This window comes from Flavobacterium sp. 123 (assembly GCF_003634825.1).
GTDB lineage: Bacteria > Bacteroidota > Bacteroidia > Flavobacteriales > Flavobacteriaceae > Flavobacterium.
This window is the reverse complement of sequence record NZ_RBXD01000001.1, coordinates 579,218-603,727: the sequence shown is the minus strand read 5'-3', so window position 1 is coordinate 603,727 and position 24,510 is coordinate 579,218. Positions and strand designations below refer to the sequence as shown.

Genomic DNA, 24,510 nt, shown 5'->3' with positions numbered 1-24,510 from the left:
AAATGATAGTATTTATTATTCTCGGAATAATTTTATTGGTTCTTAGTTTTTCATTAAAAAACAATGTGAACCCTTTTTCTAAATTTTCTAATTTGCTGAAAATTATTGGAATTTTAGTCATTGCTTTAGGGCTTTTTTCTTCTATGTTTAAACAAATTGATGCCGGTAAAGTAGGGGTTAAATCGCTTTACGGAAATGTAGATTCAGATGTGTTGGAGAGTGGTTTGCATATTATAAACCCACTTTTGGATGTCACTATTTTTGATGTTCAAACTCAAAATTATACGATGTCTGCAATTCATGGAGAAGGCGCTCAAGAAGGGGACGATGCTATTCGGGTTTTATCAAATGACGGACTTGAAGTGGTTATTGATTTAACGGTTTTGTTTCGAGTTTCTCCGCAAGATGCGCCTAAAATTTTCAAACAAATTGGGGTGGATTATTCCGATAAAATTGTACGTCCTGTAACCCGAACTCGTATTCGTGACAATGCTGTTTATTATGATGCTGTGGCTTTGTATTCAACTAAAAGAAACGAATTTCAACAGCGAATTTTCAAAACAATTGAAGCTGATTTTAAAAGCAGAGGCTTGATTCTAGAACAATTATTAATCCGAAATATAAATCTTCCTATTTCTGTAAAGGCATCTATAGAAAGTAAAATTAATGCGGAACAGGATGCCCAAAAAATGACTTTTGTTTTGCAAAAAGAAAAACAAGAAGCAGAACGAAAACGAGTTGAAGCGCAAGGAATAGCAGATTATCAAAGAATTATTTCGACTGGATTATCTGATAAACAATTGCAATATGAACAAATTAAAGCGCAAAAAGAATTAGCAGCTTCTCCGAATACTAAAATCATTTTTATGAATAGTAAAGGATCGGCACCTATTATTCTTTCTGATAAATAAAACCAATTAACGATTAAACAACAATTATGGAATTACCAAAATTTTTACTAGGCGACAACACTGATTTTCCAGAAGATATTTTTATCATTCACCTAGATTACCCAAGATTTATTATCAATCTTAAAGATGATGAGGTTGAATTTATGGAAGAAGCTGAAGACCTTGATGAAGCAGAATTGAATGCTGAAATGGAAGGATTGATCGTTCTTGCTAATGAATTTTATGACAGAGAAATTGGTCGCTACGAAGAGTAGTTAACGGAATTATTTCAATGAAGAGATTGTATTTTCTAAAACCTGTTTTTAATTTCATAGCTATTGGATTACTTATAACTACGGTAAGTCGATTGTTTTTGTTTTTTTTATTTAAAGACAGGGTCATTCACACTCAAGATTTCTGGTATATTTTTCCAATTGGGTTGCGAATGGATTTAATATTATTGTGCTATTTGTCTTTTTTGCCAGCGCTTATAATTACATTTTTGCCTAATAAAGCGACAAAATTCACAAATAAATTTCTGGTTTTTTATAGCTTTTTATTCTTGTTTCTAATTCTTTTGGTAGAATTAGCAACCCCAGATTTTGTAAAGCAATATGACACGCGTCCCAATAAGATTTTTTTAGATTATTTAATCTATCCAAAAGAAGTGGTGGGAATGTTATTGAAAAGCTATTTGGCTTCCATAATAGTCACTTTTTTGATTTTAGGACTTACTTTGTATTTTGCCATTAAAAAAGGGAAACGTTTTTTTCATACGCAATCATCTGATTACAAATTTAAATTATTTGTTTTCCCAGTTGTAGCTTTTTTTCTATTTTTTGGCGCGCGTTCAAGCTTAACTTCTAAGAGACCTATTAATGCAAGTAATGCTGTTTTTTCGACAGATCAGTTGACAAATTGTTTGGGTTTAAATTCCTTTTATACAGTTGCTTTTGCTGTTTATTCTATTAAGAATGAGGGAAATACTAAGATGTATGGAGAAATGACTGCGACAGAGGCTGAAGCTCGTGTAAAAAAATATATGGATGTTGCTGAAACAGATTTTACAGAGAAGTCAATTCCATTTCTTCACAATCAAAAACCAGATACTCTATTGAAAAGACCTTATAATCTTGTTGTTTTTTTGCAGGAAAGTTTGGGTGCAGAATATGTTGGGATTTTGGGCGGGAAACCATTAACTCCAGAGTTCGATAAATTATCAAAAGAGGGACTGTTATTTACCAATTTATATTGTACGGGAACTAGAAGTGTAAGAGGAATTGAAGCTGTAATTACAGGATTTCTTCCTTCGCCCTCAGAAAGTGTTGTTAAGCTAGGAAATTCTCAACAAGGTTTTTTTACTTTGGCGGATGCTTTGAAAAGAAAAGGGTATAGCACTAGTTTCATTTATGGCGGAATGGCTAATTTTGATAATATGGCTTCTTTTTTTAATGGAAATGGCTTTGAAGATATTGTTGATCAAGAAGATTTTGATTCAGATGGAACTAAATATGCATTCAAAGGAACTTGGGGTTATTCAGATGAAGATTTAGCTTTAAAAGCAAATAATTATTTTAAATCGAAAGGCAATAAACCTTTCTTTTCATTACTGTTTTCAACTTCAAATCACGAACCTTTTGAATATCCTTCTGGGCGGATAAAACCTTTTGATAAAACGCCAGCTACAGTAAATAATGCTATGAAATATGCTGATTTTTCGATTGGTAAATTCTTTCAATTAGCTAAAAAAGAACCGTATTTTAAAAACACAATTTTTATTGTCATTGCAGATCATAATACTAGAACTTATGGAAAAAATTTAGTGCCTATAAATAAATTCCATATTCCGGCTTTTATAATTGGGCCTGGTGTACCAAAAGGGAAAGTTTATGATAAATTGAGTAGTCAGATTGATATTCCGCCTACTTTATTAAGTTATCTTGGAATGTCATTTGAAACACCGATGCCTGGGAGAAATTTAACTAAGTTGAATTCTGCTATACCGGGTAGATCTATCATGCAGTTTAATGATATAAATGCTTTTAGAGTTGAAAATCAGGTTGTAATTATGCAGCCTAATTTAAAACCATTGCAATTCAAAATAATAAATGACACTACTTTAATTCCTGTAAAACTCAATAATGAATTGGCCAAAGATGCTTTGGCACATGTAATTATGGCAGGCAATTTATATAAAGAAAATAAATATAAGAGTAGGGAAAATTAAATTTTAAAGTTTACTTTTTATTTTCTCGATAAAAATTCAATATTTTTTGAGCAGCCGCAAAAGGAGAAATTTCATCTTTTTGGACTGCTTTTTTATTTTCTTCTACTAATTTTTGAATTTCAAGTTGGTTGTAAAAATCTGATTTTAATTGTTCGTTTATGGTTTCCAACATCCAATATTGATTTTGCTCTTTTCTTTTTTCAAAAAAATAGTGATTGGATTGGGTCAAATCAATAAATTTTTCAATTGTTTGCCAAACAGTAGCGATTCCTTCATGAGCAATTGCGCTGCAGGTGGCTGTTGTAGGCATCCAACCAGATTTTTTGGCAGGAAAAAGATGAAGCGCTCGATTAAATTCAAGTTTAGCCAAATTTGCTTTGTTAATATTGTCTCCATCAGCTTTGTTGATTACTATTGCATCAGCCATTTCCATAATGCCACGTTTGATTCCTTGCAATTCATCACCAGCTCCAGCAATTTTTAGTAGCAAAAAGAAATCTACCATACTATGAACGGCAGTTTCGCTTTGGCCAACACCAACTGTTTCTATAATTATAATGTCAAATCCACAAGCTTCACAAAGCGTTATGGTTTCACGTGTTTTTCTAGCGACTCCTCCCAGTGTTTCTCCTGATGGAGAAGGTCTGATGAAAGCATTTTTGTCCTTAACCAATTCTTCCATTCTAGTTTTGTCTCCCAGTATACTTCCATGAGAAATTGTGCTACTTGGATCAACCGCTAAAACCGCTACTTTTTTTCCGATACCAGTTAAATATTTACCAAAAGCTTCAATAAAAGTGCTTTTTCCAACACCTGGAACACCTGTAATTCCTATTCGGATGGATTTATTAGCATAAGGTAAGCAGCCATTTATTACTTCGTTGGCTTTAGCCAAATGGTTGCTATTGGTGCTTTCTATTAACGTTATAGAACGGCTCAAGGCAGTTATGTTTCCGGCTAAAATTCCCTCTATCAATTCTGCTGAACTTGGCTGGATTTTTCTAAATTGTTTGATGTGTTCAATAGATGCCATACTGATACTTTCCGGTTGTGAAATGCCGGGTTTTTCATTTAAAGCGCTAGAGGAATTCTTTTTATTTGACAAAACTGTTTGTTTGAAAAGTAAAAGTAGTGAAAACTAAAACAGTTTCAAAAAACGATTGTCTTTTGAAACTGTTTTACGTGTTACCTATTGAAAAATTAATTTAAATGGTATTTTTGCATTCAATTATTAATTATGAGTAATCTTATTTTAATCTTCATATTCTTATTTCTAGGAATTATTTTGCAACAAGTAAAAGGATTTCCTTTGTCTATTTATAAAGTATTAAATAAGATAGTAATCTACATTTGTCTTCCTGCTTTAGCGTTATATTATATTCCTAAAATTGAATGGAATAACAAACTCTTATTTCCTATAGCTGTTACTTGGATTGGTTTTGTGGTTTCGTATTTGTTTTTTAATTTCATAGGAAACCGATTTGGTTGGTCCAAAAAACTAAAAGGATGTTTAATAATTACGGCTGGTTTAGGGAATACGTCTTTTTTAGGGTTTCCAATTATTCAATCTTTGTATGGGCAGGAGGGATTGAAAACAGCTATTTTAGTAGATCAACCAGGAACGTTTGTAGTTCTTTCCACACTAGGAATACTAGTAGCAACAATTTATTCAACAGGGAGTCCGAGTGGTCTTGATATTGCTAAAAAAATATTTTTTTTCCCGCCCTTTATTACTTTTATGTTAGCATGTATCATGAATGTTTTCAATCTTGATTTCCATAAATACATCCAACTTGCTTTTCAAAAAGTAGGATTGGCAATGACTCCATTAGCGATGCTTTCTGTTGGTTTGCAATTGCGGTTTGACAGGAAAAGCCAGCATTGGAAATTTTTAGGTTTAGGACTTTTGTATAAATTAATACTAACACCAGCACTTATTTATCTGTTGTATGTTGTAGTTTTGAATCAAAATTCAAAAACAATTCAAATAGCAATATTGGAAGCTGCAATGGCTCCAATGATAACAGCAAGTATTTTGGCTAGTTCCCATGGTTTGAAACCAAGATTGAGTAGCATGATGATCGGTTTTGGGATTCCGATTTCATTTATCAGTTTGCTGTTTTGGTATTATGTTGTTCAGTTTATTTAAAATTTCTTTTTCGACTAAAAAATAGTCGTATTAATTATTGCTTATCTTGAAAATATGAATTCTTCTTCTGTCGCATCTAGTATTGATTCAAATTCTTTAGTTCAAAAAACAGTTTATCCTATATTGTTTTCTATTGCTTTTGCCCATTTGTTGAATGATTTATTGCAAGCTGTTATTCCAGCTGCGTATCCTATTTTAAAAGAAAATTTTAATTTATCCTTTACACAAATTGGTTTGATAACTCTTGCCTATCAATTAGCGGCTTCAATCTTGCAGCCATTAGTTGGTTTGTATACAGATAAAAAACCAAAACCTTTTTCTCAGATTTTTGGAATGCTTTTTACAATGTCTGGAATCGTGCTGTTATCCTATGCAGCTACTTTTTCAATGATAATAGTAGCAGTTGTTTTGGTTGGGATTGGTTCTTCTATTTTTCATCCTGAAGCATCGCGAATTTCGTTTTTGGCTTCTGGAGGAAAACGAGGTTTAGCACAATCAATTTTTCAATTAGGAGGAAATGCAGGAACAGCAATTGGCCCCTTGTTAGTGGCTTTAATTGTAGTTCCAAATACACAATATTATATTATTTGGTTTGTTATCGTTGCATTAATTGCATTGATGGTTTTAAGCCGAATTGCTTTTTGGTACCAAAGTCATTTAAGTTTAAAAGCGAGTAAGAAAGCGGTTATAGATTTGCCGAATTTGTCACAAACTAAAATTATAGCTTCGGTAGTTATATTGATGATTTTGATTTTCTCAAAATTCTTTTATATGGCAAGTATGTCAAGTTATTTTACTTTTTATTTAATGGATAAATTTCATTTATCTGTTCAAGATGCACAGTTTCATTTGGTTTTATTTTTGGCATCTTGTGCAGTAGGAACCTTAATTGGAGGTCCATTGGGAGATAAATTTGGAAGAAAATATGTGATTTGGTTTTCGGTTTTAGGAGCCGCTCCTTTCACATTATTATTGCCTTATGTTGATTTGTTTTGGACGGGTATTTTATCCGTTATCATTGGAACAATTATATCTTCGGCTTTCCCTGCAATTTTAGTTTTTTCACAGGAATTATTGCCTAAAAAACTAGGAATGGTCTCCGGTCTTTTCTATGGATTTGCTTTTGGTATGGGAGGTTTAGGATCTGCTTTATTAGGAAACTTAGCGGATCACACAAGTATTGATTATGTGTATCATCTGTGTGCTTATTTACCTTTGATAGGTATCATTGCTTTCTTTTTACCAAATCTAAAAAAGAAAAAAGCGATTAACTAAATCAAAGAATTATTGTTTGTTTTTCAGCGGTATCTGTTCTACCAAAATTTCGTTGCCAGCTTTGTCATAATAAGTGCAGGTCATTTTGTCCATACAAACCGCCCATTTTTCAATACCTGATTTTGCACAGTCGTTACAGAAAGTTGCATAATCTGTTTTGCCCTGTTGATGAGCCTTGATGTCTGCTTTAAACTGTTCAATGTTTGCAACTTGGGCAATCGTTAACGTGCTGTACATAGAAATTGACGAAGTCTTATAATCATTCACACCGTAATAGTCGGTATGGCCATCAGTTACAAAAGCTTCATAAAAGGCAACACCCAATTTTTTAATATCCTGAATGTATGCAGGAAAGTCTGCACCTGATTTTACTTTGCTGTGAGCCTCTTTGATTTGGTTTACTGTAAACATTTTTTTTGTTTTTAATTGTTAAACGATTAGTTGAATTGCAAGCAACCATAATGTTTAAACCTTTTTAAATGATTGTTAATTTTAAAATTGTATTTCACTGCTAGTGCAAGCTTCAAGCTCGTACCCACAAACATTATTAATTTAAATCTATCTTGTAAATACGTCTATCCAATTGACTGTAGTGAAACTTAAGTTTGTTTTCTTGAACAATTTAGGCTACTCAACTTTCAGGAAACATTTGCAACACGCTCGACCTTGTAGTAATTTTTTTAACGTCTTGCCGCTTGGCGAAGGGCGGGCGATTCACCACAAATGTTGATTAAAAGTACGAAAGTTTCGTTCACCAAAAATCTGCCTTTAGAGCACAAAACACCGCCTTTTGGGTAGGTGCTGTTACAAGCTGCCCTTTTTTCTGCCATTCTTTTAAAGTTCTTTTATTCCTGTCCGTTTTAAATAATCATATGTTGTGTCGTAATTTTTATTTGGTCTCGTATGATCAGTCTCAGAACCTTCTGGAATAAATATTATTAAACCTTCACGTCCACGAGTTAATAAAACACGATACTTGTTTTTTATAAACTGCTTTCTTTCATCTTTTCTTTCAAGTTGCCATTTAGTCCCCTTAAATGCGTGAAAAGACCAACCAGAATCTTCTTTCCTAAAGTCGTCACCCCAGCACAAACCAACCCAGTCAAGTTCCAAACCTTGAACTGCAAATTCAGTTGCAGGTAATTCTAAAAAGCAAGATGAACGAACATCTTCTTTAGGATTTAGAAACCAGTTAACAACATCAATTTCTGCTGTTACGTCTAGCCCAAAAGGCTTTAACCGTCTGGCGCCAGAACTTGCTACCATTCCAGTGCGTCTGTGTCCTCGATTTTTATTTCTTAAAAAATTTCTTGCAGTCTCAATATTACGGGTTATGAAAATAGGATAATCTTTTAGATGATTTTGTAAAAGTTCCTTAGCTGTTAATGGTTCATCTTCTAAAAGTGCTACAACCCATTCGGAAAGCTTTTCTGCTTTGTAAGATCTTATAGAAACTTTTAAATGTAGTTCTGGCAGCTCTGTAATTGAAAGGTTAGTCGGTGCAGTTTCAAAAAGCTTATAGTTCGCAATATTTGAATTTCCATCTTTAAGTTCTGGTGAAATGTAAATTCTCCAATTTGAAAACTTTTCACTTATGGTTTTTCCCCATTCTGCAAGTCCAGCTTCTCCGGTATTTATCTCCTGCCCACTTCCAATTAATGCAACAATTACAGCCCAACCTTCATTTCTATTCATTATGTTGAACAACATTTCTGCTTCTGAAAAGTCTCTGTCAAATTTTCGTTTTGAATGTTCAGCATTCCAAGCTCTTTGAGCTTCGTCAAATAAAATGATTTTGTCTTGTGGAGTCTGGTCGTTATTGTGGTAGAAGTCAAGAAACTGATGAACGTTTTGAACGAAAGCTATTTCTCTCCTTGATTGGACCAATGATATTTGATTTCTTTTTGAATTATCTCTGGCCAATGCTTCCGTTAACACTTTCACTAAGGGACCGTTTCCAGATAGAAAAACTCCTTTTCCGGAATGATTTTCAACGTTGTGAACTATATTTAAACCTGCCAAAGTTTTTCCTGCACCAGGAACACCAGTTATAAAACATATTATTTTCTCATCATTCTGTTGAGCTTCTTTAATTGCTTTTAATATAGCATTTGTGGTGTCAGTTAAATTTTCTGAACCAGCGTGTGACCGAGAAATCTCTCTTACATTTTGCCCAGAAAAAAGATGTTGAGCTGCTTCTATGATTGTAGGAGTAGGAAGGTATTCACTATTGTTCCAACCACTTGGATCTATTTTCGTATTCGTTGTATTTGTAAAGAATTCAAATGCGGATTTGATTGTTGAATGTAAATTCTGTCTATTTGAAAACAATGTTGGTTTAACAAAGTCTCCGTTGTCGAAAAGTCGATTTGATTTTTCCTTTGCTTCAGATGCCCAAACAATTGGTATTAAAGTAAATGAGGCTGATTCTTTATGGAAATCTCTAAGGTCTAATGAATAGTCTTCTACTTGGCTAATAGCGTCAGGCGTGTATTTTGTTTCTTTGTCTTTAAATTCAATTACGAAAATTAAGTCGTTAGCCAAAACTATAACGTCAATGCGTTTTGAACGTCTGGGAATTGGATATTCAAGTATCAATTGCCATTCTTGTGGCAGATGCTGAAACGCTTCTTTTAAAAATGTAACTTGATGATTCCAGGATGTTCTTTGCTGCATTAAAAGCTGGTGATTTGTAACCCCAATAGCTAAATGACCAACTACAGTTTCATTGTGTGCTTTTAGAAATTCTGAAATTTTATTTTGATATTTTCCTGGCATTATGTTGTCGTATTTTTAGGGTTGCTGGTAACTTGTATATATGTGTAACAAAATCACACAAAGCCATCTCTTTTTGGATAGATTTATCTTATAAACGCTACATAATATTTACACTCAAATATATAAATATTTGTTTACAAATAATGATGGTTAATATTTTTTATTTAAAATTTTTCTTACTTTTTTAAGATAAAAAAAACTGTTTTTTATTACTGGTTTGCGTGAGGGATAGAAGTGGAAATCCTCCCGTTTTTTTCGGGAGATTATAACGGATAGCCCGACCATGCTGCAACGAAAGTGAAAGCAAGGTCACGCCCAAATTATTCGGATAGGGTTTGAGGATTAAACCAAGTTGTTTATTTTGACATATTGTAATAGCATGATGGTTTTGGCATCTTTTATTTCGCCACTGGCTATCATTGCGTAGGCTTCTTCAAAATTGAATTCTAGCACTTCAATGTTTTCTTGTTCATGCTCAAGTCCTCCGCCTTCGCTAACTTTCATAGATTCATCATATTCTCCCGTAAAGAAATATAAAATTTCGGTTACGGCGCCAGGTGACATATAGGATTCAAATACTTTTTGTACTTGTGTTAGGCGGTAACCTGTTTCTTCTTCTGTTTCGCGAATGATGCATTGTTCAGGATGATCTTCGTCGAGTAGACCTGCGCAGGCTTCAATCATCAGTCCAGTTTCATTTCCGTTAAGATAGGTGGGTAGTCTAAATTGTTTGGTTAAAATGACGGTTTTTTTCTTGGTATTATATAGTAATATTACAGCTCCATTTCCGCGATCATAAACTTCACGTTTTTGTGTTCCCCATGTATTGTCTTTGTTTTGGTAATCAAAAGTTACCTTATTTAAGATGTACCAATTGTCAGAAAGCAATTCAGTTTTTTGTATTTTGATAGTTGGGTTATTCATGATTTGGGTAGGATTAGGTATTATAAAAAACGCCCTGAATTTCAGGGCGTCAATTGGTTTTATTTCAGAATTGTTTGCTTTCTGTCTGGACCTACAGAAACAATTTTGATAGGCACTTCGACTTCTTTTTCTATGAATTCAATATATTCTTTCAATTCAATTGGAAGTTCATCATAAGTGGTCATTCCAGTTAAATCTTGTTTCCATCCTTTGAAATCCTGATAAATAGGCGTTACATTTTCTGGTTCGATGTTGTATGGGAAGTGAGAAATTTTTTCTCCTTTATAATTGTATTCTGTACATACTTTTAATGTTTCAAATCCTGAAAGAACATCTCCTTTCATCATCATTAATTGCGTAACTCCATTTACTTGAACAGCATATTTCAAAGCAACTAAGTCTAACCAACCACAACGTCTTTGTCTTCCAGTTACGGATCCAAATTCATTTCCAACACGTGCCATTGTTGCACCATCTTCGTCAAAAAGTTCTGTTGGGAATGGTCCGCTACCTACACGAGTAACATATGCTTTGAAGATTCCGTATACTTCTTTGATTTTGTTAGGAGCAATTCCTAAACCTGTACAAGCTCCAGCTGCTGTTGTATTAGATGAAGTTACAAAAGGATATGTTCCAAAATCAACATCTAATAAGGAACCTTGCGCACCTTCACATAAGATTGATTTTCCTGCTTTTTGTGCTTGGTACATGTATTCTTCACTATCAATGAAATCTAATTTTTTCAATTCTTCGATAGCTTCAAAAAATTCTTTTTCTAATTCTTCAAGATTGTATTCAATAGCTACGTTATAGAAAGCAATCATTGCTTCGTGTTTGTCCGCCAAAGCTCTGTAACGATCTGCAAAATCTTCTAATTCAATATCACCTACACGAAGACCATTTCTTCCTGTTTTGTCCATATAAGTTGGACCAATACCTTTTAGAGTAGAACCAATTTTTGCTTTTCCTTTTGATGCTTCAGAAGCTGCGTCAAGCAAACGGTGTGTTGGTAAAATTAAATGTGCTTTTCTAGAAATAATTAATTTGCTTTTGATATCAATATTAAATTTTTCTAGACCTTCGATTTCTTTTTGAAAAACAACAGGATCAATTACAACTCCGTTTCCAATGATGTTAACAGCTGTTTTATGAAAAATCCCAGAAGGAATTGTTCTTAATACATGTTTTATTCCGTCAAATTCTAAAGTGTGTCCTGCATTTGGTCCACCTTGAAAACGAGCAATAATGTCGTATTTAGAGGTTAATACATCAACGATTTTTCCTTTTCCTTCATCTCCCCATTGTAATCCTAATAATAAATCTATGGTCATTCTGTGTGTTATTTGTAGTTAATTATTGTATTGATGAGGTAACTTTAATGCTACCGAATTATTTTGTTTTTAAACTGCTGTGTCCGGTTTTGGTGCTCTTTTGTTTCCATATAAATATAAAGAGTGATTTGTGATTTCAATGTCAAATATCTCTTCAATAGTTTTTTTGATACTTTGAATTCTTGGATCACAAAACTCAATTACTTCGCCAGTATCGGTCATAATAATATGATCGTGCTGTTTGTCAAAATAGGATTTTTCATAATGTGCCTGATTTTGTCCAAATTGATGTTTGCGAACTAAGGCACAATCCAAAAGTAATTCGATTGTATTGTACAAAGTTGCTCTACTCACACGGTAGTTTTTGTTTTTCATTTTGATATAAAGGTTTTCTATATCAAAATGCTCTTCACTATCGTAAATTTCCTGAAGTATTGCATAGCGTTCCGGAGTTTTGCGATGCCCTTTTTTTTCAAGATACATTGTAAAAACATTTTTTACAGTTTCTTGGTTTTGGTTGTTATCTGTGGAAATGAGTGTCATATCTGGCAAAGATAATTTTTTTTGTTTAAAGTTTAAAGTTCAGGGTTTAAAGTTTGAGCATAAGTGTTAAAAAACACATTCTTTCTATGTTTTGTAAACTCTTGTAACTTTATCGATTCCATCAATCTTTTTGATGTTACTAATCATTTTTTTAAGAATTGTATTATTTTGCACCACCACCACAACTTGCCCGTGAAAAATTCCTGCATCAGTACTCAACGAAATACTCTGAATATTCACATTCATATTGTTCGAAATCACTTTAGTTAATTGATTCGTAAGTCCTAGAACATCCATTCCGGTGATGTTAATTATAGCTTTGAATTCCTCTTGCGATGAGTCTATCCATTTGGCCGTCATGATTCTATAGGCATAGTTAGATTGCATACCAATGGCGTTAGGGCAATCTTTTTTATGTACTTTGATACCTTCATTGATGGTTACAAAACCAAAAACATCATCTCCAGGAATTGGGTTGCAACAAGGAGATAATTTGTAATCCAATTTGTCGTGTTCTTTTCCAAAAACTAATAAATCATAATTGCTACTGATAATTTGTTTGTGGATATCTTCATCAGCAGTTCCAGTATTTCGTTTTATTTTATTTTTGAAGAAATTAATAAACGTATTGCTTTTTTGGGCTGCATAATCTTTGAGTTGTTGGTTTTCAATAGCGCCAATTCCAACTCTATAAAACAAATCTAAACTTGTTTTTAATTTAAAGAAATTAACTAACTCATTTATTACTTGTTCGTTAAGATTTATTTTTAAGTGTTTTAATTTTCTAGTAAGCAGCTCTTTTCCTTCTTCACCAATTTTTTTGGTGTTTTCGTTCAGAACATTTTTAATTTTTGTTTTTGCTCTCGAAGTCGTTACATAATCAAGCCAGTTGACTGTTGGTTTTTGATTCTGAGATGTAATTACTTCAATTTGGTCCCCACTTTTTAATTCATGATTCAAAGGAACTAATCTTCCGTTGACGCGTGTTCCTCGGGTACGAATTCCTATTTCGGAGTGAATGCTAAAAGCAAAATCTAATGAAGTGGCACCTTTAGGCAAAGATTTAATTTCTCCTTTTGGTGTAAACACGAAGATTTCTTTTGAATATAAATTCATTTTAAAATCTTCTACAAAATCAACGGCATTAGTTTCGGAATTTTCTAAAGCCTCTTTAAGTAAATTCAACCAAACGTCTAATCCGCTTTCTTCAGTAGCACCATTTTTATATTTGTAATGCGCAGCATATCCTTTTTCAGCAATTTCATCCATACGTTCACTACGAACTTGAATTTCTACCCATCGTCCTTTCGGACCCATAACGGTAATGTGTAAGGCTTCGTAGCCTGTAGATTTTGGAGATGAAATCCAATCTCTTAATCGGCTCGGGCTAGGTCTGTAGTGGTCCGTTACGATTGAATAAATTTTCCATGCTAGGAATTTTTCATCGTGTGCATTTGATTTGTATACAATGCGTAAAGCAAATTTATCATAAACCTCGTCAAAACTTACGTTTTGCGCTTTCATTTTTCTACGAATAGAGTAAATAGATTTTGGTCGGCCTTTTATAATATATTCAAATCCTTCTTCATCTAAGGATGCTTTAAGGACATCAGAAATGTCTTTTATATAAGCGTCTTGCTCTTCTTTAGTTTCTTTAATTTTACTTAAAATATCATTGTAAATGACAGGTTCCGTATACTTAAGTCCTAAATCTTCAAGTTTTGTTTTGATGTTATATAAACCCAATCGGTGTGCTAATGGGGCATAAATGTATAAGGTTTCTGAAGCAATTTTGGTTTGTTTGTCTTCTTGCATAGAATCCATAGTTTGCATATTGTGCAAACGGTCTGCAAGTTTTATCAGGATTACACGAACGTCATCATTAAGCGTCAGAATCATTTTTCGGAAATTCTCAGCTTGTAATGAGGCGTTTAAATCCTTTTGAACCATTGATATTTTGGTCAATCCTTCCACTAGCTGTGCTACTTTTGGATTGAATAAACGTTCAATATCTTCAACTGTTATTGGCGTGTCTTCGACTACATCATGCAATAATGCAGCTGCGATAGAAGTAGCACCCAAACCAATTTCGGAAGCTACTATTTTTGCTACAGCTATAGGGTGAAAAATATAAGCTTCTCCTGATTTTCGTCTTTGTTCCTTATGGGCATCAACAGCTACGTCAAATGCTTTACGAATCAGTTTTTTATCTTCGGGAGTTAAGGTTTGGTAACTTATCCGAAGTAATTCTTTATATTCTTGGGCAATTGCTTTGTTTTCTTTTTCTAAATCTATTTCTATCATAACGGCATGGTTCAATTCCTAAAAATAACAATAAGTTAGGAGATGTGCAAGCAAATTTTTTGGTTTACAAGGGGAGATTTGGAATTTTTAAAACAAAAAATATTTTTCAAAGGCGATTAATTGTTCATTCTTTTAAAATCTAAATCTTGAAAATCATAACTGAAATCTGTTGATTCTGAAATAGGTTTCATTTTTAATCCAATCGACTTCCCGTTTTTATCACATTCAAACAATAAGTGTGCATCAGCGTGGAAATAAGCGTTGTTCCATTTGACCACCAAATTATTTTCTTTGTAGAAAAAAACTTCTCCCGAGAGTTGAGGTGAACGTTTCGAGTTGAAATATAATTTTCCTTTTTTCTCCGAAAGAACAATTTCTCCAAACCAATTGTCTTTGTAAGTTCCTGCGAAAGTGTCAAAATCTATTTTAATTTTCTCTTTCTTGTTTTTAGCTACAGTATTCCAGACTTCGGTTGTTACTTTATCATCAGTTTCTTCATTAGCTTTCATACGGTTGCTATACAGAGTAACATAATCTTCAGATTGTATTCCTAAATAACTGTCTTTTATTGTGTTCGTAATAGCATTAAAAGCAGCCCCAGATTGCTGATTTGTCAATACAATAATGCCTAAATTTAATTCAGGTAATAAGGTAACTTGAGTAACTATACCTTCTAATCCGCCAGTGTGAGAGACTTGTTTGTATCCTTTGACATCGTTTAGAAACCAACCTAATCCGTATCCGCTAAAATGGGTAAAATAAGGTGCTTTTGTTTTTGCAGGAATTATGGTTTGCATTTGCCACATTTCATTGTGTTCTTTTTCTGAAAATAAGGTTTTGTTTTCAGGACCATATTTTCCATTATTCATTTGCATGATGATCCATTTGCTCAAATCATTTACGCTAGAATAAATTCCTGCTGCTCCGTCAAAAAGGTGGTTTTGATATCGTTTAATTACATGTAGTTTTTTGTCAACGGGAACATGCGGTGCAATTGTGTTTGTAGTGTCTTTTAACCGAAGGAATGACGCTACACTGTTGTCCATTTCCAAAGGTTTCATAATGCGTTCTTCTACAAAATCACACCAAGACTTTCCGCTGGCTACCCGAATTACTTCTCCGGCAACAATATAAAGTAAGTTGTCGTAATCAAATTGTGTTCTGAAGGCAGAAACGGGTTTTAAATACTGTAAATTTTGTACAATATCTTGGGCTGTAAAATCGCTTCCGTCAGGCCAAATCATTAAATCGCCTGCACCAAGTCCTAATCCGCTGCGGTGTGTTAATAAATCACGAATTGTAAATTCATTGGTTACATATTCGTTGTACATTCTGAAATTAGGAAGGTATTGAATTACTTTATCGTCCCATTTTACTTTTCCTTCGTCAACTAATATTGCCAAGGCAGCACTTGTAAATGCCTTACTGTTCGAAGCAATTCCAAATAATGTGTTCGCATCGACTTTTTCATTGGTCAAAATTGATTTTACACCATATCCTTTGGAATGAATAACTTTTCCGTCTTTGACGATGGCAACTGCAATTCCTGGTACATCAAATGTTTTTATGGTTCGTTCTACTAATTCATCAACTTGTGGAGTGCTGATTTGAGCAAAAGCATTGGCAACAATTAACAGGGAAAATGCAAGTATAAATTTTTTCATTTTGTTGTTTTTTTATAAAATTTAAAAACCTCTTTGTCTTTTTGCTTCGAAAATTAAAATGGCAGCTGCAACAGAAACGTTCATGGAATCTATTTCGCCTTGCATCGGAATAATTATGTTTTGTGTAGCTGCATCTCGCCACTCTTGCGTTAATCCTGTAGCTTCTGTTCCTACAACTAAAGCAGTTGGTTTGGTGTAATCCTCAACATGATAGGGATTTGAATTCTGTAAAGTGGCGCAATAGAAATTTATTTTTCTTTCTTTCAAAAAAGCAATAATTTCAGCAGTAGTTCCAGTAGCGATTTGATTGGTGAATAAACAACCTACGCTTGAGCGAACAATATTAGGGTTGTATAAATCACTTTTTGGATTGGCAATAATAACGGCATCTAAATTTGCGGCATCCGCAGTTCTTAATAAAGCGCCTATATTTCCTGGTTTTTCAGGAGCTTCTGCAACAAGGATTAAAGGATTATCGGATAATTTTAAATCAGATAATTGTGTTGATTTTGTTTTGGCTACAGCCAAAACTCCTTCGGTAGTATCTCGGTAAGCTAACTTTTGATAGATTTCTTTATTAATTTCAATCAAATCAGCTGATTTTGATAATTTTCTTGCTTCGGTTTCTGAACAAATTTCAGGTAAAAACAACAAAGTTTCAATTTCATAACCTCCTTTTATAGCTATAGAAATTTCGCGTTGGCCTTCAATCAAAAATGTTCCTGATTGTTTTCGAGCTTTTGCCTTTTCCTGTAATAACACTAAAGATTTTATGAATGGATTTTGTATCGAAGTAATTTGTTTCAATGGAAAAGTCGCTTGGTTACTAAGGTGCTAAGTTACTATCTTTTTTTAAATTCTAAAACCGAATAACTACTGTATTAGAAAACGCTGTAATTGCCGTTAATCAGGAGTATTTTCTTTAAATTTGTAAAAATCCTAAATCTTAAATTATACGTGTTTCATCTATTAGACATTATTGGAACTTTGGCTTTTGCCATGTCAGGCGCAGTAACCGCAATGAATAAAAAACTTGATCCTTTTGGTGTTTTCATCATTGCTTTTGTAACCGCTGTTGGAGGAGGAACCTTGCGAGATATTATGATTGGTAGTACTCCGGTTGGGTGGATGCTTGATTTGAATTATGTGTATGTAATTATTGTTGGATATGTTTTGGCGATTATTTTCAGAAAAAAATTCGATCACTTACGAAAATCCTTGTTTTTATTTGATACGATTGGATTAGGGGTTTTTACATTAATTGGACTTGAAAAAGGAATAAATATTGGACTTCATCCGATTATATGTATTGCATTAGGCACTATGACAGCTTGTTTTGGAGGTGTAATTCGAGATATTTTATGTACTGAAATCCCTATTATTTTTAGAAGAGAAATTTATGCTACGATTTGTATTTTGGGTGGAATTGTCTTTTTTGTTCTTCGGAAATTGAATTTAGAGAGCGATGTTTTATACTTGACGACTTCTTTAGTAATTATTTCGGTTCGCCTGATGGCCGTGAAATTCAAATGGTATTTGCCCACTTTAGAACATAAATAAAAAATGCTTAATTTCACGAAGTCTAAAACCCAATGGTGAAAAATCTCTCGATAAAACAATACCAAGAAAATGATTATGAAATTTGGAATACCTTTATCGGTCAAGCCAAAAATGCTACTTTCTTGTTTCATCGAGATTTTATGGAATATCATAAAGATCGTTTTCAAGACTGTTCATTATTGATTTTTGATGACAAAAAACTACTTGCAGTTTTACCCGCTAATAAGGTTGGGACCACTCTATATTCACATCAGGGATTAACGTATGGCGGTTTAGTTTATAACGAACAAACAAAATTAGCCACTGTTATTACGGTTTTCAAACTGCTCTTGTTGTTTTTAAAAGAACATAAAATAGAAAAATTATATCTAAAAACGATTCCTTCTATTTACCATAAAAAACCCGCAGAAGAAATTTTATATGCATTGTTTTTGACCGAAGCCCAATTAGTGCGACGAGATAGTTTATCGGTTATTGATTTGTTACAAGAAAATCCAATTGCTAAAATCCGAAAAAGGGGGATTCAAAAAGGGATTCAAAACGGTTTAGTAATCAAAGAGGAGACTAATTTTGATTCGTTTTGGAATGAAATTTTAACTCCAAATTTATTAGATAAACACCATGCGAAGCCGGTTCATTCTTTAGCTGAGATTGTGAGGTTGAAACTGTTTTTTCCAGAAAACATCAGGCAATTTAATGTCTATTATGAAGGGGAAATTGTGGCAGGAACTACTGTTTTTGAAAGTGAAAATGTAGCCCATTGTCAGTATATTTCGAAATACGAACAAGAGGAAACTTTAGGAAGTTTAGATTTTTTATTTCATTTTTTAATCCAAGAAGTATTTGCGAAGAAAAGGTTTTTTGATTTTGGAATTTCGAATGAATCAAATGGAAAAAAATTAAATGAAGGTCTGTCTTATTGGAAAGAAAGTTTTGGTGCAAGTACTGTTATTCATGATTTTTATGAAGTAGAAACGGCTAACTATATGCTATTAGAAAAGGTTTTGATATGATACAATTCTTAGACTTAAAAAAAATAAACGAACCTTATGAAAGTGCTTTTAAAGAAAAATTAGATGCGGTTTTAAATAGCGGTTGGTATGTTTTAGGGAATGAAGTCAAAGCGTTTGAAACCAGCTTTGCTAAGTATTGCGAAGCAGAATATTGTGTAGGTGTTGGCAATGGATTGGACGCTTTAACACTCATTTTTAAAGGGTATATTCAGCTTGGAAAACTCAAAAAAGGGGATGAGGTTATTGTTCCTGCAAATACATATATCGCTACTATTTTAGCAATTTTACAGGCAGATTTAGTGCCGGTTTTAGTCGAGCCAAAGCTTGAAACTTATACAATTAATCCTGATTTGATTGAGGCCAAAATCACATCAAAAACCAAAGCAATTTTGGTTGTTCATCTCTATGGACAATTAGCAGAAATGGATGCTATTATTGCCATAGCAAATCAAAATAATCTTCTAATTGTGGAAGATGCTGCCCAAGCTCACGGTGCAATCAAGAATCATAATTCCAGTGTAGCTTATAGTTTTTATCCAAGCAAAAATTTAGGAGCTTTAGGTGATGGAGGCGCTGTAACTACAAATGATTCTGAATTAGCAAATGCTATTCGGTTGATGCGAAATTACGGTTCGGACACCAAATATTATAATGAATGTATCGGTCTAAACTCAAGATTAGATGAGGTGCAAGCGGCTTTTTTGAATGTGAAATTGCCAAATTTAGACTTTGAAAATGAGCAACGAAGAGTAATTGCTAAACGGTATTTGAATGAGATTATAAACAAAAAAATAGTACTTCCAAATTGGGATTTTTCTACTAAGCATGTCTTTCATTTGTTTGTTATTCGGACTCAGGACAGAGCTGATTTGCAAAACTATTTGTATCAAAAAGGCATTCAAACGGCCATTCATTATCCGGTTCCTCCACACAAACAAAAAGCATTATCTGAGTGGAATAAACTTAGTTTTCCCATCACCGAAAAAATTCATAATGAGGTGTTGAGTTTGCCTTTAAATCCTGTTTTGACAAAGGATGAAGTCGATTTTATAATAGCAACTTTAAATGCATATTAAGTTGGATTTTATAAAAAAAATAACGCAGACTAATTTATTTAAAATTACTTCTCTGAATAGTTTGAGTATCGTTTTGAAACTAGGAATTGGATTAATTACCTCCAAAGTAATAGCCGTTTTTGTTGGCCCTAGTGGCTTAGCACTTGTTGGAAACTTCAGAAATTTTGTTGGTTCGTTTGAAACCATTTCTACCTTAGGTTTTCAAAACGGGATTATAAAGTATGTATCCGAAAGTAGAGAAGAAGAGTCGGACTTGAACAAGTTTGTCTCAACTGTATTTATAAGTGTTTTATCCGTTTCGGTTTGCTTAAGTGGATTGCTTTTTTTTGGTGCAGATTATTGGAATACACTGATTTTTGGTTCTCAATTCCAGTTTAGTTTTGTGTTCAAAGCTTTTGCTTTTGCACTGCCTTGGTATGCTTTGTCACTGATTTTAGTTTCAGTTATAAATGGTTTGGGGAAGTTCAAAAACGTAGTTTATATTGCTATTATTGGGAATTTAATTGGACTTATTGTGTCGGTTTTGTTTATTTCACAATATCAAACAATTGGCGCTTTGTTGGCTATTATAATAACACCTTCTGTATTGTTTTTGGTTTCTTTTTACTTTGTTTCTAAAGAAATTTCCATTTTTAATTCCGTCCGACTTCGTTTTTTCGACTTCAAAATAATAAGTAATTTATCTCATTATTTTTTGATGGCATTAGTTCCTGGTATTATAGGTTCGATTGTTTTTCTTTCGATCCGAAAAAACATTATTACTATTGTTGGTATTCAGGAAGCAGGATATTGGGAAGCTATTAGCCGAATTTCATCGTATTATTTGCTTTTTATATCGTCCATTTTGACGCTTTATTTTTTACCAAATTTGGCTGTTGCCAAGAACAATCAAGAAACTAAAATTGTATTTTGGAAATACTATAAAGCTATTTTTCCTTTCATTGTTATTGGGCTTTTACTTATTTATTTCACCCGATTATGGATTGTTAAACTTCTTTTTACAGAGGCATTTCTTCCGGTAACAAGCTTGTTTTTTTGGCAATTAGTTGGGGATATGTTGAAGATGGCTGCTTGGATTTTGGGATACCAGTTTTTTGCCAAAAAACTCACCGTTGCCTTCATTGTCTCAGAACTGTTTTCGCTTTTAATAACTTATTTTTCAAGTATTTTTCTAGTTAAAACATTTGGAATAGAAGGAGTTGTAATGGCTCACGCATTAACATATTCGATTTACTTATTGGTTTTGAGCCTATATTTCAGAAGAAGTTTGTTTTGAATTCCAAAGCGTTAAATAGGCATTACTGATTTTGATGTAATCGTGCTCTTTTTCGATAAATGCTCTAGCTTGTTTTCCAATCGCTATTATTTTTTTTGGATTTTCAATCAAAAACGATAATTCTGCCACTAATGAACCTACGTTAGGCTCGGCATTAATCGCTACTTTTTCGATAAGATTATAGTGGTTTTCAAATACTTTTTCGGCACCTGTAAAAATAACTTTTCCTTTGGCCATAGCCTCAAGAGCATTATAACCTTGGTCAAATGAATATACTTGATCTAATATAATAGTAGCTTTTTCGGTTAGTTTGATATAGGTTTTATAAGGGTTATTTTCGGTTGTGATAATCTCAACTTTTGGGTATTTTTTTTCAATTATTGCTAAAGCTTTTTCGAAAAAAACAATTCCTTTTTTTATATAACTCAAACGGTTTATTCCCAAGAAAATAATGATTTTATCTTCCATTTTTGGAACTTGAAATTCTAATTTTTCAGTGTTTATTGGGTTTGGAATAAAAGCAACAGAATATCCCATTTTTTCCATCGGAATTTTATAATCTAAATCTGAAACAATTAAATTTTGACAGTTTTTGCTTAACCAATCGAATGTTTTTCGGTAGCTTTTGGTGCTGTATTTTAAAGAATACTCAAAATGTTTTTTCAAAGAATGTGATTCAAAATAAGGTGTCAAAGTAGAATAATCAAATTCTTTTTTTAGTAAAAAATCAATCACAGGAGTTTCATCACCACAAATTAACAAACTGCGACTTTTAATTTTTTTGAAAACTCTTCTCAAAAGTATTTTTGTAAGCCAAGGGAACGTTTCAATGGCATCTGAATTAATGAGTTGCACATGGTCAAAAGCATATAATTTGGGTACTAAAAGATAAAATCGAAACCCTCTTTCTGCTTTTTCTATATCAATTCCTGAAAGTTTATGAATTGCGTTTTTGACTTTTGTGAGAAACCAATACTTACTTATTGTAGAAGCTTGAAAAGAGAAATCTGAATCAAACTTTTTGAAATGATCACCGGATGAGACCAATGTGACAGCATGTCCGTTGCTTATTAATCCTTCTTTTAGGGAGTTGTGTAAGCGACTGTATTCACCTATCAAAAGTATTTTCATTTACAAAGCGTAATTTTTTATATTTGTGTAAATATAATGACAAATTGGATACAGCATTCAAAAAAGAAGATCTGGAAATAGTATTGGCTACAATGAACAGGAATTCTCTAGATTTTTTGATTCCAATGTTTCCCTTTTCTGATTTTTCTAATTTTTCGATACTAATTGTTAATCAAACTCAAGAAAACAATCTTTTAATTTCAGAATTTCCGTCTGTTAGAGTGATAAATTTATTTGAAAAAGGGTTGTCAAAAAGTAGAAATTTAGGATTAAAAAACGCTCAAGGAAAAGTCCTTTTGATTGCAGATGATGATGTTGTTTTTAAAAATGATTTTGATTCTATTATAATTGATACATACAATAAATTTCCCTCCGCAACTTGCATATGTTTTTATGCCGAAAAACCAGACGGAACATTATTTAAAAGCAGTTTATCAAAGACAAAAGAAAAGATAAGTCAGCTAGAACTTTTTAATATTTTGTCAATTGAAATGACTTTTAATAGCGAGATGTTAGCAAAATTAGAGCTTCAGTTTGATGAAAATTTTGGATTAGGAAGTCGGTTTAAAATGGGTGAAGAAGCTATTTTCTTGTCCGATGTCAAAAGTAAAAACCAACAATTAATTATTGAACCACAGGTTGTAGTAGTCCATCCTCCTGTCTCAACAGACGATACCATAAGTTTTGAGGAAAGATATTATATTCAGGGAGCATTTTTTAAAAGAGTTAAGAACATCAATTATTATTTAGGATTATTTTTGAAAGTGTTTTTTGATCTTAAACAGAATAAGATTAAAATGAGTCAGGTTTTTGGTGCAATTAAAAATGCGAATAGAGGTAAAAATGATTTTTTAAATTATTAAATGAAAACAACACTTAGTGAAATTCAATTGATAAAAATTCCTGTTGTGGAAGACTTTAGAGGTAATTTAGGGTTTGTCCAAAATGGGTTTTTGCCATTTGATTTTAAACGGGTATATTATCTTTTTGATGTGCCCAGTAATTCCTTTAGAGGCGGGCATTCTCATATTAATCAGCAAGAAACGTTGATTGCGTTAAGCGGGAGTTTTGAAGTTGTGCTTCACGATGGATTCGAAAAAAAATCATTTCTTTTGAATAAACCAAATGTCGGATTGTATATTCCAACAGGGATTTGGCGCGAACTCCAAAATTTTTCTTCGGGTTCTGTTTGTTTGGTTTTGGCTCAAGATGTTTTTGATGAAGCTGATTATATCAGGGATTTTGATGAATTTTTGAAATCGAAAAAGTGAAATTACTTTATATAGTTCCCAGTATAAATGATGCAGGCGGAGTGGCGAGAGTTCTTTCTACTAAAACTAATTATCTTATTGAAAAATGGGGTTATGAGATTCATATTTTAACCCAAAATAAAGGAAACTCATCCTTGTTTTATTTTTTCAATCCTAAAATTGTATTGCACGATATGATTTTGGATGGGAATAAAATGAACTATCTTTTGAATTATAAAAATGAACTTCAAAAGCATTGTAAGCAAATAAATCCAGATGTAATTATTGTTGCTGATAATGGGTTAAAAGCATATTTGGTTCCTTTTTTTTTAGATAAAAAGACACCCCTTGTTTTTGAAAGTCATGGTTCTAAATTTATAGCAGAGCAAAAGCAAAGTGAGCATGTTTGGTCTAAATTAAAAATGAAGTTCAAACTATTTATAAAAGAATTTGGAGCCAAAAAATATACTCATTTTGTAGCCTTGTCTGATGAAAGTTTAAAAGAGTGGCGTATAACTAATGGAGTAGTAATTACAAATCCGTTATATGATTTTCCAAAGAAATTAAGTGATCAATCCAGCAAAAAAGTCATAGCTGTTGGACGCCATGCTTATGAAAAGGGATTTGATAATTTGCTTAAAATTTGGAAAAAAGTAGTAGAGGATTATCCAGATTGGGTATTAGAAATCTATGGCAAATCCGATGAAAAATTTGAGTTGAAAGAATTAGCTGAAAATCTAAATCTGACTGAAAATATTGTTTTCCATGAGCCTGTACAGAATATTAATGAGAAATATTCAGAAGCTTCTTTTTATTTAATGACATCTAGATTTGAAGGTTTTGGTATGGTGTTAATTGAAGCAATGGCAGCTGGTTTGCCCTGTGTTGCTTATGATTGTCCGTGTGGCCCAAGAAATATTATTGATAGTGAAAAGAATGGATTTTTGATTCAGAACAATAATGATAAGGATTACATAAATGCTGTCAAAACTTTGATTGAAGATAAAGAACTGCGAATTCGCATGGGAGAAACTGCAAAATCTGTCATATCAGAGTATAATCTAGATGAAATTATGCAAAGTTGGAATCAGTTTTTTAGGGAAATAAAAAACAATTAGA

The 24,510-nt window shown here is 32.8% G+C and carries 22 protein-coding genes; 12 read left to right on the top strand and 10 right to left on the bottom strand.

Annotation, left to right across the window (positions count from 1 at the left end; genetic code table 11):
- Positions 1-2: 2 nt before the first annotated feature.
- From C8C88_RS02685 to C8C88_RS02675, 3 genes are all read left to right on the top strand, one after another.
- Positions 3-911, top strand: coding sequence for a prohibitin family protein (locus tag C8C88_RS02685; RefSeq protein WP_121336661.1), 909 nt, complete (start codon positions 3-5; stop codon positions 909-911).
- A 26-nt stretch (positions 912-937) separates the two neighbouring features.
- On the top strand, positions 938-1,165 hold the full coding sequence (locus tag C8C88_RS02680; RefSeq protein WP_121336660.1) for a hypothetical protein: 228 nt from the start codon (positions 938-940) through the stop codon (positions 1,163-1,165).
- 170 nt (positions 1,166-1,335) lie between these two features.
- Complete coding sequence (locus tag C8C88_RS02675; protein ID WP_233549305.1) at positions 1,336-3,117, top strand: LTA synthase family protein; 1,782 nt, start codon at positions 1,336-1,338, stop codon at positions 3,115-3,117.
- A gap of 10 nt (positions 3,118-3,127) precedes the next feature.
- Here C8C88_RS02675 and meaB read toward each other — a convergent pair whose 3' ends face one another.
- Positions 3,128-4,222 carry a methylmalonyl Co-A mutase-associated GTPase MeaB gene (gene meaB, locus C8C88_RS02670; protein ID WP_233549304.1) on the bottom strand — a complete coding sequence of 365 codons (1,095 nt, stop codon included), beginning with the start codon at positions 4,220-4,222 and terminating at the stop codon, positions 3,128-3,130.
- Between the two features lie 132 nt (positions 4,223-4,354).
- Here meaB and C8C88_RS02665 point away from each other — a divergent pair, with 132 nt between their 5' ends.
- The gene (locus C8C88_RS02665; RefSeq protein WP_121336658.1) at positions 4,355-5,266 is read left to right on the top strand and encodes an AEC family transporter; all 912 of its coding nucleotides are present in this window, start codon (positions 4,355-4,357) and stop codon (positions 5,264-5,266) included.
- A gap of 54 nt (positions 5,267-5,320) precedes the next feature.
- Positions 5,321-6,541: an MFS transporter gene (locus C8C88_RS02660; RefSeq protein ID WP_121336657.1), complete on the top strand. Its 1,221-nt coding sequence runs from the start codon at positions 5,321-5,323 to the stop codon at positions 6,539-6,541.
- Between the two features lie 9 nt (positions 6,542-6,550).
- On the opposite strand, the gene C8C88_RS02655 is transcribed toward C8C88_RS02660, so the two are convergent.
- From C8C88_RS02655 to C8C88_RS02620, 8 genes are all read right to left on the bottom strand, one after another.
- Positions 6,551-6,952: a DUF1398 domain-containing protein gene (locus C8C88_RS02655; RefSeq protein ID WP_121336656.1), complete on the bottom strand. Its 402-nt coding sequence runs from the start codon at positions 6,950-6,952 to the stop codon at positions 6,551-6,553.
- A gap of 423 nt (positions 6,953-7,375) precedes the next feature.
- Positions 7,376-9,319 carry a DUF2075 domain-containing protein gene (locus tag C8C88_RS02650; protein ID WP_121336655.1) on the bottom strand — a complete coding sequence of 648 codons (1,944 nt, stop codon included), beginning with the start codon at positions 9,317-9,319 and terminating at the stop codon, positions 7,376-7,378.
- Positions 9,320-9,661: 342 nt separating this feature from the next.
- On the bottom strand, positions 9,662-10,243 hold the full coding sequence (nudK, locus tag C8C88_RS02645; RefSeq protein ID WP_199711384.1) for a GDP-mannose pyrophosphatase NudK: 582 nt from the start codon (positions 10,241-10,243) through the stop codon (positions 9,662-9,664).
- 59 nt (positions 10,244-10,302) lie between these two features.
- On the bottom strand, positions 10,303-11,574 hold the full coding sequence (locus C8C88_RS02640; protein ID WP_121336653.1) for an adenylosuccinate synthase: 1,272 nt from the start codon (positions 11,572-11,574) through the stop codon (positions 10,303-10,305).
- Between the two features lie 69 nt (positions 11,575-11,643).
- Positions 11,644-12,117 carry a Fur family transcriptional regulator gene (locus tag C8C88_RS02635; RefSeq protein ID WP_121336652.1) on the bottom strand — a complete coding sequence of 158 codons (474 nt, stop codon included), beginning with the start codon at positions 12,115-12,117 and terminating at the stop codon, positions 11,644-11,646.
- Positions 12,118-12,201: 84 nt separating this feature from the next.
- Complete coding sequence (locus C8C88_RS02630; protein WP_121336651.1) at positions 12,202-14,421, bottom strand: bifunctional (p)ppGpp synthetase/guanosine-3',5'-bis(diphosphate) 3'-pyrophosphohydrolase; 2,220 nt, start codon at positions 14,419-14,421, stop codon at positions 12,202-12,204.
- Between the two features lie 116 nt (positions 14,422-14,537).
- Positions 14,538-16,085: a serine hydrolase gene (locus C8C88_RS02625; protein ID WP_121336650.1), complete on the bottom strand. Its 1,548-nt coding sequence runs from the start codon at positions 16,083-16,085 to the stop codon at positions 14,538-14,540.
- A 21-nt stretch (positions 16,086-16,106) separates the two neighbouring features.
- On the bottom strand, positions 16,107-16,892 hold the full coding sequence (locus C8C88_RS02620; RefSeq protein ID WP_121336649.1) for an RNA methyltransferase: 786 nt from the start codon (positions 16,890-16,892) through the stop codon (positions 16,107-16,109).
- Positions 16,893-17,042: 150 nt separating this feature from the next.
- Here C8C88_RS02620 and C8C88_RS02615 point away from each other — a divergent pair, with 150 nt between their 5' ends.
- From C8C88_RS02615 to C8C88_RS02600, 4 genes are read left to right on the top strand one after another with little or no spacing between them, the layout of a single operon-like run.
- The gene (locus C8C88_RS02615) at positions 17,043-17,645 is read left to right on the top strand and encodes a trimeric intracellular cation channel family protein (protein ID WP_121336648.1); all 603 of its coding nucleotides are present in this window, start codon (positions 17,043-17,045) and stop codon (positions 17,643-17,645) included.
- A 35-nt stretch (positions 17,646-17,680) separates the two neighbouring features.
- On the top strand, positions 17,681-18,658 hold the full coding sequence (locus C8C88_RS02610) for a GNAT family N-acetyltransferase (protein ID WP_121338530.1): 978 nt from the start codon (positions 17,681-17,683) through the stop codon (positions 18,656-18,658).
- Positions 18,655-19,734 carry a DegT/DnrJ/EryC1/StrS aminotransferase family protein gene (locus C8C88_RS02605; protein WP_121336647.1) on the top strand — a complete coding sequence of 360 codons (1,080 nt, stop codon included), beginning with the start codon at positions 18,655-18,657 and terminating at the stop codon, positions 19,732-19,734. Before C8C88_RS02610 ends, C8C88_RS02605 begins: the two co-directional genes overlap by 4 nt.
- A gap of 1 nt (position 19,735) precedes the next feature.
- Entirely contained in the window at positions 19,736-21,010 is a 1,275-nt protein-coding gene (locus C8C88_RS02600; protein WP_121338529.1) for an O-antigen translocase, read from the top strand.
- Here the strand turns inward: C8C88_RS02600 and C8C88_RS02595 are convergent.
- On the bottom strand, positions 20,984-22,141 hold the full coding sequence (locus tag C8C88_RS02595) for a glycosyltransferase (RefSeq protein WP_121336646.1): 1,158 nt from the start codon (positions 22,139-22,141) through the stop codon (positions 20,984-20,986). The two genes, C8C88_RS02600 and C8C88_RS02595, sit on opposite strands and share 27 nt — an antisense overlap.
- Positions 22,142-22,185: 44 nt before the next feature.
- Here C8C88_RS02595 and C8C88_RS02590 point away from each other — a divergent pair, with 44 nt between their 5' ends.
- Genes C8C88_RS02590 through C8C88_RS02580 form a run of 3 tightly spaced genes read left to right on the top strand, consistent with a single transcriptional unit; the run spans position 22,186 to position 24,509 of the window.
- Entirely contained in the window at positions 22,186-23,004 is an 819-nt protein-coding gene (locus tag C8C88_RS02590) for a glycosyltransferase family 2 protein (RefSeq protein WP_121336645.1), read from the top strand.
- Positions 23,005-23,412, top strand: coding sequence for an FdtA/QdtA family cupin domain-containing protein (locus C8C88_RS02585; RefSeq protein ID WP_121336644.1), 408 nt, complete (start codon positions 23,005-23,007; stop codon positions 23,410-23,412).
- A complete protein-coding gene (locus C8C88_RS02580) occupies positions 23,409-24,509 on the top strand; it encodes a glycosyltransferase family 4 protein (RefSeq protein WP_121336643.1) in 1,101 nt (366 codons plus the stop codon). Before C8C88_RS02585 ends, C8C88_RS02580 begins: the two co-directional genes overlap by 4 nt.
- Position 24,510 lies beyond the last annotated feature (1 nt).

Coding starts and splice junctions, on each gene's coding strand:
- C8C88_RS02655 (WP_121336656.1), bottom strand. CDS start 6,952: ATGTTTACAGTAAACCAAATCAAAGAGGCTCACAGCAAAGTAAAATCA.
- C8C88_RS02685 (WP_121336661.1), top strand. CDS start 3: ATGATAGTATTTATTATTCTCGGAATAATTTTATTGGTTCTTAGTTTT.
- C8C88_RS02630 (WP_121336651.1), bottom strand. CDS start 14,421: ATGATAGAAATAGATTTAGAAAAAGAAAACAAAGCAATTGCCCAAGAA.
- C8C88_RS02585 (WP_121336644.1), top strand. CDS start 23,005: ATGAAAACAACACTTAGTGAAATTCAATTGATAAAAATTCCTGTTGTG.
- C8C88_RS02640 (WP_121336653.1), bottom strand. CDS start 11,574: ATGACCATAGATTTATTATTAGGATTACAATGGGGAGATGAAGGAAAA.
- C8C88_RS02635 (WP_121336652.1), bottom strand. CDS start 12,117: ATGACACTCATTTCCACAGATAACAACCAAAACCAAGAAACTGTAAAA.
- C8C88_RS02680 (WP_121336660.1), top strand. CDS start 938: ATGGAATTACCAAAATTTTTACTAGGCGACAACACTGATTTTCCAGAA.
- C8C88_RS02605 (WP_121336647.1), top strand. CDS start 18,655: ATGATACAATTCTTAGACTTAAAAAAAATAAACGAACCTTATGAAAGT.
- C8C88_RS02595 (WP_121336646.1), bottom strand. CDS start 22,141: ATGAAAATACTTTTGATAGGTGAATACAGTCGCTTACACAACTCCCTA.
- C8C88_RS02625 (WP_121336650.1), bottom strand. CDS start 16,085: ATGAAAAAATTTATACTTGCATTTTCCCTGTTAATTGTTGCCAATGCT.
- C8C88_RS02675 (WP_233549305.1), top strand. CDS start 1,336: ATGGATTTAATATTATTGTGCTATTTGTCTTTTTTGCCAGCGCTTATA.
- nudK (WP_199711384.1), bottom strand. CDS start 10,243: ATGAATAACCCAACTATCAAAATACAAAAAACTGAATTGCTTTCTGAC.
- C8C88_RS02665 (WP_121336658.1), top strand. CDS start 4,355: ATGAGTAATCTTATTTTAATCTTCATATTCTTATTTCTAGGAATTATT.
- C8C88_RS02650 (WP_121336655.1), bottom strand. CDS start 9,319: ATGCCAGGAAAATATCAAAATAAAATTTCAGAATTTCTAAAAGCACAC.
- C8C88_RS02660 (WP_121336657.1), top strand. CDS start 5,321: ATGAATTCTTCTTCTGTCGCATCTAGTATTGATTCAAATTCTTTAGTT.